The sequence below is a fragment of the Roseovarius sp. MMSF_3350 genome, from assembly GCF_030733425.1.
Lineage (GTDB): Bacteria > Pseudomonadota > Alphaproteobacteria > Rhodobacterales > Rhodobacteraceae > Roseovarius.
Genome location: NZ_JASHIZ010000002.1, coordinates 223,389 through 236,274 on the forward strand (window position 1 = coordinate 223,389; position 12,886 = coordinate 236,274).

A 12,886-nucleotide genomic window follows, 5' to 3' on the forward strand; every position below is an offset into this window, starting at 1 on the left:
GCAGCTGCGCGGCAGGCGACAACGCTGCGGGAAAGAACAAGATGAACACGCCGGCCCACGTGATATTCGCGGTCGCGGCCTTTGCCCGCCCGGGTGACCGGCGGCGCACGGTTGCCGCGGTGGCAGGTGGTCTGGCGCCGGACCTGTCGCTTTACCTGATGGTCGCGGTCTCGCTTTACCTGCTGGGTCTCGACGCAGGATATGTCTTTGGCACGCTCTATTTCTCGGAGCCGTGGCAACAGATGTTCAGGATCGACAACTCGTTCCTTGTCTGGGGCGCGGGGTTCGGTCTGGCGTGGTGGTGTGGCGCGAGAAACGGAATGATTTTCGGTGCATCGGGTCTGATGCACCTGGCGCTGGATTTTCCGTTGCACCACGACGACGGGCGTCCGCATTTCTGGCCGTTGACGGACTGGGTTTTCGAAAGCCCGATCAGCTATTGGGACAGCGCACACCATGCCGGGTTGGTCGGGCCGCTGGAGATGGGGCTATCGGCGCTGCTGTGCGGTGTGTTGATGTGGCGATTCAAAAGTCTGCGGTCTCGGCTGGCGATTGCGGGGCTGGCGGGATTGCAGCTTGCTCCGCTGTTCATCTGGGGCTTTGTCTTTGCGACCTGACCCATGAACGAAAAAGCCCCGCCAAGACGGCAGGGCTTTTTCAAATTCGGAGGCGTCGGGGATCAGGCGGCTTCGGCCTGCGCGGCGGCGGCATTGCGGCGCTCGCTTTCCTCGCGCGACAGGGCAACAGAGGTACGTATCCCCTTGCCCACGAATTCCATCAGTCCGGAAACCACACGCTCGTTCGGGTCGATCCCCGCGCAGGACAGGACCTCGCGCCCATCGCGTGAGCGGGCCCAGCGGGCGATCTGTTCCGGCCCGTTGCCATACTTCTTGTCATCGGCAATGGCGTCGTCCAGTGCAGCCAGTACCACGGCTGCGAAGAGTTTGCGGGCACGGTTGCCTTGTTCAGCGTTGAAAGCCGTACCGTCAACGAAATCTTTCATGTTTCGTCCTTGTTTTTATTGCTCTTGTGTTTCAGGCGTGGCGCCGGTTATGACGGGTTTTATGCGATTCGGATAGTCCCCAATCGCATACCACCCTTGCGTCGACCGCATGGCTTGCTGCGTATGCAGCACGATATGTCGTCGTCTTGCACGCCATCGCTTCGCTAGATATAGGGTTGGCGTAACACTGATCAACCTCTTGTCATGGTTTCGCCTCAATGCCCAAAATCAACGGAAACGAAATTCGTCCCGGTAACGTCCTCGAGCACAATGACGGCCTTTGGAGTGCCGTCAAAGTGGATCATGTAAAGCCCGGCAAAGGCGGCGCATTCGCCCAGGTGGAGTTGCGCAACCTTCGTAACGGATCAAAGCTTAATGAACGGTTTAGAAGCGCCGACAAAGTCGAGCGCGTCCGGCTGGAGCAGAAGGATCAGCAGTTCCTTTACGAAACTGACGGAATGCTTGTCTTCATGGATTCAGAGACTTACGAGCAGATCGAACTGCCGGCGGATCTGCTGGGCGAGCGCCGGCCCTTCCTGCAGGACGGCATGACGATCACCGTCGAATTTTATGAAAGTGAAGCACTGAACGCGACCTTGCCTCAGAAGGTGAATTGCCGCGTGGTCGAGACCGAGCCGGTGGTCAAGGGTCAGACGGCGGCCAACAGCTTCAAGCCCGCGATTCTGGACAACGGCGTGAAGGTCATGGTGCCGCCCTTCGTGGGCCAGGATGAAGAGATCATCGTGAACACCGAGACGATGGAATACGCCGAACGCGCCTGACCCCCGGGCGCGAGCCACACGGGCCCGCTGCGTCGAGACGTCGCGTCACTCGGGCAGGGTGACGGTCGCGGACGCGGCCTGCATCGCGCCTTTCGCCCGATCAAACCGCAGATAGGCAATGGCGCGCCCGCCGGACTGGGTGAAGAGCGTGCCGACAGTCTTGCCGTCCGCGGTGATCGGTGTGCCGATCGGAGCGTCGCCGTCGAGCGCGACCGTGGTCAGACCCTTGCGCAGTTCGGTCTTGTGCTTCATGCGCGCGGTCACTTCCTGCCCGACGAAACACCCCTTGCGAAAATCGACGCCGTTCAGCCGCTCGAACCCGGCTTCGAGGATGAACGTGTCGGGGGTCAACTCGACCGTCGCGCGGGGGATGCAGTGGGCCACCCGGATCGCCTCGAAATCGCTGCCGTCATCGCCCGCCTCGGCGCCGTAGAGGCGCCAGCCCAGAGCCGTGTGGCGGGGATCGGCAAAGGCGCCTTCGGGACGGTCGCCGGTGCCGCGCCAGACCGCGAGATCTGTCAGCGTGATCTGCACATCGGCGCGCAGCTTGTACATGTTGAGCCGTTGCAGAAGCCCGTCGGCAAGACTTTCGTCCACATCGAGCAGGATCGCGCCGTCCCAGGGCACCAGCAGGAAATCGGCGAGGTATTTGCCCTGCGGTGTCAGCATGGCGGCGTAGACCAGCCCGTGGTCCAGTTTTGCGATATCGTTGGTCACCAGCCCCTGGAGAAAGGAGCGGGCATCGGCGCCGGTGATCTGAAGGATCTTGCGGGTCATCGGGGGCCTCGTCATTGCTTTGGCCGTCATATATGAAACCGGCGGTGAAATGACAGGGTTTGCAGCGATGCGGGCGAAACTTTCCGTGGTGATGCCGACATTGAATGCCGAAGCCGGGCTGGCGCGGTCGCTGCCTGCGCTGGCCGAGGGGCTGGAGGCGGGCCTGATCCGGGAACTGGTGATCTCGGACGGAGGATCGGAGGACGCGACCGGGCAGATCGCCGAGGCTGCGGGCGCGGTGCTGGTCACCGGGGCCGCGTCACGGGGAGGGCAATTGCGGCGCGGCGTATCCGTGGCGCGGGGCGAGTGGCTGTTGATGCTGCACGCCGACACGGTGCTGCCACAGGGCTGGCCGGAGGTCGTGAAGGCGCACATCGCGCAAGGGCAGGGAGCGGCGGCGTTCCGACTGTCCTTTGACGCCAGCGGGCTGGCGCCGGTCATCGTAGCGGGCTGGGCCAACCTGCGTAGCAAGGTGTTCGGGCTGCCCTATGGGGACCAGGGGCTGTTGCTGTCGCGGTCCGATTACGATGCCGCCGGGGGCTATCCTGACGTGCCGCTGATGGAGGACGTGGCGCTGGCGCGCGCGCTGGGGCGGCGGATCACGCTCTTGCCCGCGGCGGTGACGACGAGCGCCGACCGCTACAGGCGCGACGGCTGGCTGCGCCGGGGTGGGCGGAACCTGTGGCTTTTGCTGCGCTACCTGGGCGGGGCCAGGCCCGAGGACCTGGCGCGCCGCTACTGAACGCGCTCAGAACCAGGGTTTGTAGGTCGCCTGGTAATCGGCTTGCAGGGCGAGGTGGTCGTATTCGGTTTTCAGCCAATCCTCGAAGGAGATGGGATCTTGGGCATTGCGGGCCTCGTACACGTCGAAGATATGATCGAGCGTGCCGGTCTTGGAGCGCCGGACATGCAGGTAGCGCAGGCCAAGCTGGCGGCGGGCCACCGCGAGCGGCGCGCCTTCGATCACTAGAAGGTAGATGGCCGAGGCGAGCCCGGCGCGGTCGGCGCCGGACTTGCAGTGCATGACGAAGGGTTTTTCCAGCGTGCGGAACGTGTCGATCAGCGCCAAGAGGTCTTCGGCGGGCGGGGCATGGCGGGCCTGCAGGCTGATGCTGACGAGGTTCATTCCCAGCGCGGCGCAGGTTTCGACCTCGGTGAAGTAATGCGCCGACGGGAATTCGCCGCGCAGGTTCAGCACCGTGTTGATGCCCTCTTCCTTCATCTTCGTAAATCGCTTCATCGTCGGGTGGTTGGAGCGGTAAACGCCCGGCGCGATCTGAAAGAAGTTGGTCCAGACACCGCGCAGGATCTCGTGGTCGAACCACAGGTTGTAGATCCGCGCCCGGCGGCGGTTTTCCGGTGTCGACAGGTCGGTGTTGTAGGAGGCGCGCAAGGCCCGTTCCCAGTCCGTGATCCGCTTGATGAATTTCATGTAGGCCCTTCGCCGTCTGCCGGTGACGCCCCCATGTAGGGGCAGGCCGCGCCCATGGCAAGGAAGGGCGATTGACGGCGGCGGGGATGCGGCTAAGTTGCACGCAATTCTGGAAGTGGAGACACATGATGAGTGGTGCCGGCGGACGCCCCTACCTGGCCATTCCCGGCCCTTCGGTCATGCCCGACCGGGTGCTGCGGGCGATGAACCGTGCCTCGTCGAATATCTATGCGGGCGAGCTGGTGGACATGATGCCGGACCTGGTGGCGGACCTGTGCGGGGTTGCGCGGACCAAGGGCCATGGGGCGATCTATATCGGCAACGGACATGCGGCGTGGGAGGCGAGCCTGGCCAACACGGTGCAGCTGGGTGAGCGGGTGCTGGTGCTGGCCACGGGGCGGTTCGGCCACGGCTGGGCCGAGGTGGCCGAGGCGCGGGGGCTGGAGGTGCAGATGCTGGATTTCGGGCGGCAGGCGCCGGTCGACTGCCAAGCCGTCGAGGATGCGCTGCGGGCGGATAAATCTCGTGATATCAAGGCGGTGTTGGTCACGCATGTGGACACGTCCTCGTCCGTTCTGAACGATGTGGCGGCGGTGCGTGCGGCGATGGACGCGGTGGGCCATCCCGCGCTCTTGGCGGCCGATTGCATCGCCTCGCTGGCTTGCGACCGCTTCGAGATGGACGCCTGGGGTGTCGATGTGATGGTCGCGGGCAGCCAGAAGGGGCTGATGACGCCGCCTGGCCTGGGCTTTGTCTTTTTCAACGACAAGGCGGACGAGCGGCGGCGCGGAATGCCGCGTGTGAGCCGCTATTGGGATTGGAGCCCGCGCAGCGAGCCGGAGATGTTCTATCAGTATTTCGGCGGTACGGCGCCGACGCATCACCTCTACGGCCTGCGCGAAGCCCTTGATATGCTTGGTGAAGAGGGGCTCGAGGCGGTCTGGGCGCGGCACGAACGGCTGGCCCGCGCGGTCTGGGCCGCGTGCGAGGTGTGGGGGGCGGCGGGGCCGCTGCGGCTGAATATCGCGAACGCGGGGCACCGCAGCCGGGCCGTGACATCCGTGGCGATCGGCAAGCCCTTGGGCGAAGAGTTGCGCCAGTGGGTCGAGGCGCATATGGGGGTGACGCTGGGCATCGGGCTTGGCATGCAAACCGAGGACGACCCGCGGAGCACCGGCTATTTCCGGATCGGGCATATGGGGCATCTGAACGGTCACGCGCTGCTGGGCGTTCTGGGGGCTGTCGAGGCGGGGCTGACTGCGCTGAATATCGCGCATGGCGATGGTGCGGTGCAGCAGGCGGCGCGGGTTCTGGCAGGGGTCTAGGCGCTCGAGCGGCTGAATCGGGTGATCAGCAGGTTCAGCCCGTAGCCCACGGCCATGACCACGGGCAGGCCGAACATCATCCACAAGGCCATGAAAATCCAAAGCAAATTAACCAGCCCCATGACCAGTGCGGCATTGGTGTAGTTCGGTGCGGCGGGCATCTGACCACGTTTCATGCCCCCGATTTTAGTGCCGGATTCGGTGCTGTCAGTTAAATTTTACGCGCGCGCCGTGGCGAGCGCCTCGGGCAAAGCCCGTTCCAGCAGGTCGAGATCCTGCGGGCGGCCACAGCTGATGCGGATGCAGCGGTTGAGCGGGGCCACGCCCGGCATGCGCACGAAGAGATCGCGTTCGATCAGTTCGTTCAGGACCGTGCGGGCGAAATCGCCATCGCGACCGCAGTCGACAGCGACGAAATTGGCCGCCGAGGGCAGGCTGTGCAGGCCGTTGGCGGCGGCGATTTCGGCGATGCGGTCGCGGGCCTCGACCATCCGGGTGATCGTTTTTGTCAGCCACGCCTCGTCCTGCAAGGCGGCCAAGGCGCCGGCCTGGGCGACGCGGTTGACGCCGAAATGGTTGCGGATCTTGTCGAAGCTCCGGATCAGGTCGGGCGCACCCATGGCATAGGCGATGCGGGCGCCGGCAATGCCGTAAGCCTTTGAAAAGGTGCGCATCCGGATGACGCGCGGGTCATCTATTGGTATCTCCGGCGCGGTGCCGTCGGGGGCGAATTCGATATAGGCCTCGTCAAGCATCAAAAGGCAGCCTGTGGGCAGATCATCGAGTGCCGCGCGGATCAGCGCGCCATCGTGCCATGTGCCCATCGGGTTGTCGGGATTGGCGAGGTAGACGAGTTTCGCGCCAACCTCTTTCGCCTTGGTTAACAGCGCGGACGGGTCCTCGTGATCGTCCTTGTAGGGCACCTTGTGCAGGTCGCCGCCGAAGCCCGCCACGTGATAGTTGAAGGTGGGGTAGGCGCCGTCGGAGGTGACGACGGCATCGCCGGGGGCGATCAGCAGGCGGACGAGATAGCCCAGAAGCCCGTCAATCCCTTCTCCCACAACGATATTATCCGGGGCAATGCCGTGGTGTGCCGCCAGTGCGTGGCGCAGGTCATGGCTGGTGGCGTCGCTGTATTTCCAGATGTCGTTTACCGCCTCCTGCATCGCCGCGATGGCCTTGGGCGAGGGGCCGAAGACGTTCTCGTTGGCGCCGAGGCGGGCGGCAAAAGCTTTGCCTGTTTCGCGCTCGCGCACCTCGGGGCCGACGAACGGCACGGAGGCGGGCAGGGCGCGGACGATATCGGTATAGCGTGGGCCGGTCATGAGGAGAGGTAACGTCAAAGAAGGGGCGGGTGCAAGGCGAAGGGTAGAGAGGTTAACGCTCGAATCCCGTGTCGGTATCGCGTCGGTATTTGGGTGGTAGGGCGTCGGTGCCATTGTCCGGCACCCGGAAAGGTTAACGCCACGTCCGGGGCGGACGTGGCGTTATGAGTATTTTTGGAACAATGAAATTGCGGGATCAGCCCAGTTCGGCCAGCCGGTCGAGGGCGGCGCGCAGCTTGCTCGCTTCCTCTTCCCGGGCGGCGAGGTTCTCGCGGGCTTCCTCGACCACGTCTTCGGGGGCGCTTTCGACGAATTTGGGGTTGTTCAGCCGGCCGCGCAGGCCGCCCAGTTCCTTTTCCAGCTTGCCGAGGGTTTTTTCCAGCCGCGCCTTTTCCTCGGCCACGTCAATGACGTCTGCCAGGGGCAGGCCGAAGCTGGCGCCCTCGGCGGGGATGGTGATGCAGCCCTTGGGGAAGCTGTCGACCACTTCGAGGTTTTCGATCCGTGCGAGGCGCTTGATCATCGTGGAATTGTTGTCCCAGGCAAGGCGCGCGGATTTGGAGAACTCGGTGACGAGGAGCGGGGTGTAGAGGCCCACCGGAACGTGGACCTGCGCACGGGCCGAGCGGACCGAGTCGATCAGGGCGATGACCCAGTTCATCTCGGCATCCGCCTCGGCGTCGATCAGCTCGTCGCCGTAGGCGGGCCAGTCGGCGTGGATCAGCATGCCGTCGCGGCTGGCCAGCGTGCCCCAGAGCTCTTCGGTGATGAAGGGCATGATGGGGTGCAGCAGGATCAGGCACTGGTCGATGACCCAGGCCATGGTGTCCTGCGTCTCGCGCTTCACCTCGCCGGTGCCGTCCAGCAGGAGCGGCTTGGAGAACTCCACGTACCAGTCGCAGACCGTGCCCCAGACGAAGGCGTAGAGCGTGTTGGCGGCGTCGTTGAAGCGATACTGCGCCAGCGCGGAATCGACGATGGCCTTGGTCTTGGCGGTTTCGCCGAGAATCCAACGGTTTACAGTCTGCTTTGGTTGCGGAATCGCACCTGTGCTGCCGACCGCCTCGTTCATTTCGGCGAAACGGGCGGCGTTCCAGAGTTTGGTGCCGAAATTCCTATAGCCTGCAATGCGTTGCGGCGACAACTTCAGGTCGCGGCCCATAGCGGCCATGGCCGTCAGGGTGAAGCGGACGGCGTCGGCGCCGTATTCGTCGATCAGCTCCAGCGGGTCGAGCACGTTGCCCAGGGATTTGGACATCTTCTTGCCCTTCTCGTCGCGCACCAGCGCGTGGACGTAGACATCCGAGAACGGCTTTTCGCCCACGACGGCGTACTGCATCATCATCATCCGGGCGACCCAGAAGAAGATGATGTCAAAGCCGGTGACCAACACGCTGGTGGGAAAGTATTTTTCCAGCTCAGGCGTCTTTTCGGGCCAGCCCAGCGTGCCGATGGGCCAGAGACCGGACGAAAACCAGGTGTCGAGCACATCGGGGTCGCGCCAGACCGGGTAGACGAGATGCGTGGGGTCCTGGCTGGCGGTGTAGTCGGCAAGGCTGGAGGCGAGCTTGTGCAGGGCATCCTCGCGGTCCTTCGCCTCGACCACGGTCATGGATTGCAGGGGCGTGGGCAGGTCGGTGAGCTGTGCCGCGAAGGCTTGCGCAGTGGTCTCGAAGTCGTGGGCGCATTCCATCAGGGGCGCAAAGTGGCTTTCGTTGAGAACCTCAAGCATTTCAACGAGATCGAGGGCCCCGTCGCCTTCGGCATCGCGAAAGTCCGGCGCGGTCAGGTCGAACCCGTACCAGACCGGAATCTGGTGCCCCCACCAGAGCTGGCGCGAGATGCACCACGGCTCGATGTTTTCCAGCCAGTTGAAATAGACCTTGCGATCCTGTTCCGGCAGGATGGTGACCTCGCCGGATTTGACCGCCTCGATGGCGGGGCCGACGATCTTGTCGGTGGCCACGAACCACTGATCTGTCAGCATCGGCTCGATCACGACCTTCGAGCGGTCGCCAAAAGGCTGCATGATCGGCTTGTTTTCCACAAGCGGGACCAGCTCGCCTTGATCATTCTCAACATTGACCGCCAGACCCTCTTCGGTGATCTGCTGGACGACCTTTTCACGGGCCTCGAAGCGATCCAGCCCGCGCAGGTCGTCGGGGACGAGGTTGATCGTGTCGGCCTCGGTCTCGGTCAGGGTGCGCTCGCCCTTGGCCACCGCCATGGCGACCTCGGCCATCCTGGCGTAAGGCGCGCCGTCGTCGCGCATGGCGCCTTTGGTATCCATCAGGCGGTACATCGGGATGCCGCCGCGCTGGGCCACGGCATAGTCGTTGAAGTCATGCGCGCCGGTGATCTTGACCGCGCCCGAGCCGAAATCGGGGTCTGGGTAGTCGTCGGTGATGATCGGGATCAGGCGGCGGTGCTCCTTGGGGCCAACGGGAATTTCGCAGAGTTTACCGACTATTGGCGCGTAGCGTTCATCTGACGGATGAACGGCAACGGCGCCATCTCCAAGCATGGTCTCGGGGCGCGTGGTGGCGATGGAGATATAGTCGCGCTCTTCTTCGAGGGTAACGTTTCCGTCCTCGTCGCGCTCGACATAGGTATAGGTGGCCCCGCCCGCCAGCGGGTACTTGAAGTGCCACATGTGGCCCGCGACCTCGGTGTTCTCGACCTCGAGATCGGAAATGGCGGTCTCGAAATGCGGGTCCCAGTTGACCAGCCGCTTGCCGCGATAGATCAGGCCCTTCCTATACATATCCACGAAGACCTTGATGACGGCGTCGTGGAAATTGCCCTCCTCGCCCTCGGGGGCCGAGGGGGCGCCGGACATGGTGAACGCCTCGCGCGACCAGTCGCAGGAAGCGCCGAGGCGCTTGAGTTGCCCGATGATGGTCCCGCGGGACTTGATCTTCTGTTCCCAGACGCGTTTCTCGAAGTCTTCGCGGCCCATCTCGACGCGCGTGGGCTCGCCGTTGGCGGCCATGTCGCGCTCGGTCACCATTTGCGTGGCGATGCCGGCGTGGTCGGTGCCGGGCTGCCAGAGCGTGTCGAAGCCGCGCATCCGGTGCCAGCGGATGAGAATGTCCTGCAACGTGTTGTTGAAGGCATGGCCCATGTGCAGGCTGCCCGTCACGTTGGGCGGCGGAATCATGATGGAATAGGTGTCGGCGCCGGGTTTGGCATTGGCGCCGGCCCTGAAGGCGCCACTCTCTTCCCAGGCGGTCGAGAGGCGCGGTTCAGCCTCGGCTGCGTTGAAGGTCTTTTCCATCGCCATGATGCAGGTCCCGTGCTTGGAAATAAGGTCTTGGGTCGAATACCGAAAGCGCGGGGCGAGGGAAAGAGGCAGGCTTTTCCTCTGGCCGAAAATATCCCGGGGTGAGCGTTGAAACGCAGTTTCAACGTGAGGGGCTGGCCCCTCGGCCCCGACCGCAGCGTCAGCGCGCCGCCGCCACCTCGGGGTTCACCAGCGGTTCGCGCGCGCCGGGGCGGATCACCTGCGGGTCATAGGGTGTGCGGGCGAAGATCTCCTCGACCATGGGCGCGAAGAACTCGAGCGGCAGGGTGTCGTAGCCGGGATCGAACGAGGCCTGGTCCCAGCGTTCGCAGAATTCGGCGCAGTCGTCGAAATAGGCATGGCCGGCGTGGCGGTCGCGCTTGTTGGGGTCGGCCCCGTCGAGGTGGTGGCCGTAATAGAGCATCTGGAAATCGCCATGGGTGGCGACGCACCAGGTGACCTGTTCGCGCACGAAGGGTTTCAGGATCGTGGCGGCGTATTCGTCGTGATTGTAGGGCGCGTAGATGTCGCCGATATCGTGCAGAAGCGCGCCCACGACCCAGTCGGTATCCGCGCCGTCGCGCCAGGCGCGGGTGGCCGATTGCAGGGAATGTCCGAGGCGCGTGATCTGGTAGCCCGACAGGCTTTCATCCAGCTCCACCAGCGCCTTCATCAGGCGCTTGGCGGTGTGTTTCGTATGGTCGATCTCGTGCTCGTTGAGGAATTCGTAATCCTCCTTCGTGCCGTCCTTCATCTGGGTGAAGCTGACCTTGTCCATGCACCGACTCCTGTTGCCGTTGCGGTGCCAACCTACGGGCAGGGCGGCCGGGTGGAAAGGGGGTGTCGCCGCACCGGCGTCTGCGGCCTCTTGCAGGCTGGAGCAGGCCCGCGTATACGCGCGGCCTGACCCCAAAGGAGCCCCAGACATGCCCGGCAGTGCCAATCTCAACATCATGCTGAAAGCCGCGCGCAAGGCGGGGCGGTCGCTGGTCAAGGATTTCCGCGAGGTCGAGAACCTGCAGGTCAGCATGAAGGGTGCGGGCGATTTCGTCAGCCGCGCCGACATCGCGGCCGAGGCGATCCTGAAGGAAGAGCTGATGGGCGCGCGGCCGACCTATGGCTGGCTGGCCGAGGAAGGTGGCGAGGAAGAGGGCAAGGACCCGACGCGGCGCTGGATCGTGGACCCGCTGGACGGGACAACGAATTTCCTGCACGGGCTGCCGCATTGGTGCGTCTCGATCGCGCTGGAGCACAAGGGGCAGGTCGTGGCGGGCGTGATCTTTGACGCCGCCAAGGACGAGATGTTCCTGGCCGAGAGGGGCGAAGGTGCGTTCATCAATGAAAAGCGGCTGCGGGTGTCGGGGCGGTCGAAGATGATCGAGTCGATCTTTGCCACCGGCGTGCCCTTTGGCGGGCGCGGCGACCTGCCGGCGACCTTGCAGGACCTGGCGCGGCTGATGCCGACCTGCGCGGGCGTGCGGCGCTGGGGATCGGCGGCGCTGGACATGGCCTATGTGGCGGCGGGCCGCTACGAGGGGTTCTGGGAGCGCAGGCTGAACGCCTGGGACATCGCCGCGGGCGTGATCATCGTGAAAGAGGCGGGCGGGTTCGTCGAGCCGCTGACGCCGGGCGCCGAGTTGCTGGAGCGGGGCGACGTGGTCTGCGCCAACGAGGCGATTTTCGACAAGTTCGCCGGGATCATTCGCAACGCGTAAGGCGGCTCAGGCCGGTTTCGCGTCGGAGGGGTGGTTGACGCCGTCGTTCCACGGAATCGGCTCGTAATGGGCCGGGTTCTGGCCGTCGATGCAGCCCAGGTTCACGCCGTATTCATTGGGGTCCGAGCGGCGCTGGTGGTGGGTGTAGATCCCGCAGGTCTTGCAGAAATAGTGCTGTGCCGTGCCGGTGCCCCAGGTGTAGAGCGTGAGGTTGTCGGCGCCGTCTGTGATCGTCAGGCGGTCGAGCGGCACGCTGATATTGGGAGCGGCGCGGCGGCGGCAGAAGGAACAGGTGCAGCGCATCGCGCCTTCGATGGGGCCGTCGATATCGACCGTGAAGCGCACCGCGCCGCAATGGCAGCTGGCCTTGTGCCGGGTCATTTGCGGGTGACCTTGGGGATGTTCGTGCGGCTGAGCTTGTATTTCGCTTCCGGATGGGGCGGGTGGCCTTCGGTGCGGTCCCAATAGGCCGGACCGCCCCGGCGCAGGAAGAGCGGCAGGGTCAGGACCAGACCGGCGACGAAGCCGCCGGCATGGGCCCAGTAGGCCACGCCGCCATCGTCCGCGCTGCTGCCCGCGCCGCCGAAAAGCTGGAAGAAGAACCACAGGCCCAGCATGATCCAGGCGGGGACCGAGATGATGCGGATGATGAAGACGAGAAAGATGAAGATGTCGATCTTGGCCTTGGGGAACAGGAGCAGATAGCCGCCCATCACACCGGCGATGGCGCCCGAGGCACCGACGGTGGGCACCTGGCTGAGCGGGGCCGAGACGAGCTGCGCCCCGCTGGCGGCAAGTCCGCAGGCGAGGTAGAAGATCAGGTAGCCCACGTGCCCGAACTCCTCTTCCATGTTGTCGCCGAAAATCCACAGGAAGAGCATGTTGCCGGCAAGGTGCATCCAGCCGCCGTGCAGGAAGGTCGACGTCAGGAGTGTGCTGTAAGTGCCTTCGGTCGTGACCAGCGCCGGGACCATGGCCCAGTCGTAATAGAACAGCATCAGCGCCCGGGGATCGCCCGAAAGGGCGGGGAAGTAACTGAGGAAGATCCCGATATTGAGCGCCATCAGCCCGTAGGTGACGAAAGGGGTACGCCCCGAGGGGTTATGGTCGCGTATGGGGATCATGTGCGCAAAGTGGCCGCGCGCCGCGGGACAGTCAAGCTGGCGCGTGGGATGGGGCGGGCAGAATTTGCGCAAATTCTGTTTTGGAAAATGCGTATTTTCCAGGCCATTTTCTGCGCAGAA

Annotated in this window: 14 protein-coding genes; 5 read left to right on the top strand and 9 right to left on the bottom strand. The window is 64.3% G+C overall.

What is annotated here, in order from left to right; translation table 11 throughout:
* Positions 1-41: 41 nt before the first annotated feature.
* Positions 42-617 (top strand): cobalamin biosynthesis protein CobQ, encoded by a 576-nt coding sequence (locus RBB31_RS03695; RefSeq protein ID WP_306127900.1) that lies wholly within the window; start codon positions 42-44, stop codon positions 615-617.
* Between the two features lie 62 nt (positions 618-679).
* Here RBB31_RS03695 and RBB31_RS03700 read toward each other — a convergent pair whose 3' ends face one another.
* A complete protein-coding gene (locus RBB31_RS03700; protein WP_306127901.1) occupies positions 680-1,003 on the bottom strand; it encodes a DUF6280 family protein in 324 nt (107 codons plus the stop codon).
* 218 nt (positions 1,004-1,221) lie between these two features.
* Here RBB31_RS03700 and efp point away from each other — a divergent pair, with 218 nt between their 5' ends.
* Complete coding sequence (gene efp / locus RBB31_RS03705) at positions 1,222-1,785, top strand: elongation factor P (protein ID WP_306127902.1); 564 nt, start codon at positions 1,222-1,224, stop codon at positions 1,783-1,785.
* 45 nt (positions 1,786-1,830) lie between these two features.
* Here the strand turns inward: efp and RBB31_RS03710 are convergent, their stop codons facing one another.
* Positions 1,831-2,562 (bottom strand): folate-binding protein YgfZ, encoded by a 732-nt coding sequence (locus tag RBB31_RS03710; RefSeq protein WP_306127903.1) that lies wholly within the window; start codon positions 2,560-2,562, stop codon positions 1,831-1,833.
* 67 nt (positions 2,563-2,629) lie between these two features.
* On the opposite strand from RBB31_RS03710, the gene RBB31_RS03715 reads away from it, so the two are divergent.
* Positions 2,630-3,304 (top strand): TIGR04283 family arsenosugar biosynthesis glycosyltransferase, encoded by a 675-nt coding sequence (locus RBB31_RS03715; RefSeq protein ID WP_306127904.1) that lies wholly within the window; start codon positions 2,630-2,632, stop codon positions 3,302-3,304.
* A gap of 6 nt (positions 3,305-3,310) precedes the next feature.
* Here RBB31_RS03715 and RBB31_RS03720 read toward each other — a convergent pair whose 3' ends face one another.
* The gene (locus RBB31_RS03720) at positions 3,311-3,994 is read right to left on the bottom strand and encodes a tyrosine-protein phosphatase (protein ID WP_306127905.1); all 684 of its coding nucleotides are present in this window, start codon (positions 3,992-3,994) and stop codon (positions 3,311-3,313) included.
* Positions 3,995-4,122: 128 nt separating this feature from the next.
* Here RBB31_RS03720 and RBB31_RS03725 point away from each other — a divergent pair, with 128 nt between their 5' ends.
* Positions 4,123-5,319, top strand: coding sequence for an alanine--glyoxylate aminotransferase family protein (locus RBB31_RS03725; RefSeq protein WP_306127906.1), 1,197 nt, complete (start codon positions 4,123-4,125; stop codon positions 5,317-5,319).
* On the opposite strand, the gene RBB31_RS03730 is transcribed toward RBB31_RS03725, so the two are convergent.
* The 4 genes from RBB31_RS03730 to RBB31_RS03745 all read right to left on the bottom strand — a co-directional run bounded on the left by RBB31_RS03730 (position 5,316) and on the right by RBB31_RS03745 (position 10,705).
* Positions 5,316-5,495, bottom strand: a complete 180-nt coding sequence (locus RBB31_RS03730; protein WP_306127907.1) for a hypothetical protein — start codon at positions 5,493-5,495, stop codon at positions 5,316-5,318. The genes RBB31_RS03725 and RBB31_RS03730 overlap by 4 nt on opposite strands.
* Positions 5,496-5,537: 42 nt before the next feature.
* Positions 5,538-6,644, bottom strand: a complete 1,107-nt coding sequence (locus RBB31_RS03735; protein ID WP_306127908.1) for a pyridoxal phosphate-dependent aminotransferase — start codon at positions 6,642-6,644, stop codon at positions 5,538-5,540.
* Between the two features lie 196 nt (positions 6,645-6,840).
* A complete protein-coding gene (locus RBB31_RS03740; RefSeq protein WP_306127909.1) occupies positions 6,841-9,927 on the bottom strand; it encodes a valine--tRNA ligase in 3,087 nt (1,028 codons plus the stop codon).
* A 160-nt stretch (positions 9,928-10,087) separates the two neighbouring features.
* Positions 10,088-10,705, bottom strand: a complete 618-nt coding sequence (locus tag RBB31_RS03745; RefSeq protein ID WP_306127910.1) for an HD domain-containing protein — start codon at positions 10,703-10,705, stop codon at positions 10,088-10,090.
* Positions 10,706-10,853: 148 nt separating this feature from the next.
* Between RBB31_RS03745 and RBB31_RS03750 the strand changes: the two genes are divergently transcribed.
* Complete coding sequence (locus RBB31_RS03750) at positions 10,854-11,642, top strand: inositol monophosphatase family protein (protein ID WP_306127911.1); 789 nt, start codon at positions 10,854-10,856, stop codon at positions 11,640-11,642.
* 6 nt (positions 11,643-11,648) lie between these two features.
* Here RBB31_RS03750 and RBB31_RS03755 read toward each other — a convergent pair whose 3' ends face one another.
* Positions 11,649-12,023, bottom strand: a complete 375-nt coding sequence (locus tag RBB31_RS03755) for a GFA family protein (protein WP_306127912.1) — start codon at positions 12,021-12,023, stop codon at positions 11,649-11,651.
* Positions 12,020-12,766 carry a rhomboid family intramembrane serine protease gene (locus RBB31_RS03760; RefSeq protein ID WP_306127913.1) on the bottom strand — a complete coding sequence of 249 codons (747 nt, stop codon included), beginning with the start codon at positions 12,764-12,766 and terminating at the stop codon, positions 12,020-12,022. Before RBB31_RS03760 ends, RBB31_RS03755 begins: the two co-directional genes overlap by 4 nt.
* Between the last annotated feature and the right edge of the window lie 120 nt (positions 12,767-12,886).

Excerpts from the sequence above, each read along its gene's own strand:
- RBB31_RS03720 (WP_306127905.1), bottom strand. The coding sequence starts at position 3,994 with ATGAAATTCATCAAGCGGATCACGGACTGGGAACGGGCCTTGCGCGCC.
- RBB31_RS03745 (WP_306127910.1), bottom strand. The coding sequence starts at position 10,705 with ATGGACAAGGTCAGCTTCACCCAGATGAAGGACGGCACGAAGGAGGAT.
- RBB31_RS03735 (WP_306127908.1), bottom strand. The coding sequence starts at position 6,644 with ATGACCGGCCCACGCTATACCGATATCGTCCGCGCCCTGCCCGCCTCC.
- RBB31_RS03750 (WP_306127911.1), top strand. The coding sequence starts at position 10,854 with ATGCCCGGCAGTGCCAATCTCAACATCATGCTGAAAGCCGCGCGCAAG.
- RBB31_RS03700 (WP_306127901.1), bottom strand. The coding sequence starts at position 1,003 with ATGAAAGATTTCGTTGACGGTACGGCTTTCAACGCTGAACAAGGCAAC.
- RBB31_RS03730 (WP_306127907.1), bottom strand. The coding sequence starts at position 5,495 with ATGAAACGTGGTCAGATGCCCGCCGCACCGAACTACACCAATGCCGCA.
- RBB31_RS03755 (WP_306127912.1), bottom strand. The coding sequence starts at position 12,023 with ATGACCCGGCACAAGGCCAGCTGCCATTGCGGCGCGGTGCGCTTCACG.
- RBB31_RS03760 (WP_306127913.1), bottom strand. The coding sequence starts at position 12,766 with ATGATCCCCATACGCGACCATAACCCCTCGGGGCGTACCCCTTTCGTC.
- RBB31_RS03715 (WP_306127904.1), top strand. The coding sequence starts at position 2,630 with ATGCGGGCGAAACTTTCCGTGGTGATGCCGACATTGAATGCCGAAGCC.
- RBB31_RS03740 (WP_306127909.1), bottom strand. The coding sequence starts at position 9,927 with ATGGCGATGGAAAAGACCTTCAACGCAGCCGAGGCTGAACCGCGCCTC.
- RBB31_RS03725 (WP_306127906.1), top strand. The coding sequence starts at position 4,123 with ATGAGTGGTGCCGGCGGACGCCCCTACCTGGCCATTCCCGGCCCTTCG.
- efp (WP_306127902.1), top strand. The coding sequence starts at position 1,222 with ATGCCCAAAATCAACGGAAACGAAATTCGTCCCGGTAACGTCCTCGAG.
- RBB31_RS03710 (WP_306127903.1), bottom strand. The coding sequence starts at position 2,562 with ATGACCCGCAAGATCCTTCAGATCACCGGCGCCGATGCCCGCTCCTTT.
- RBB31_RS03695 (WP_306127900.1), top strand. The coding sequence starts at position 42 with ATGAACACGCCGGCCCACGTGATATTCGCGGTCGCGGCCTTTGCCCGC.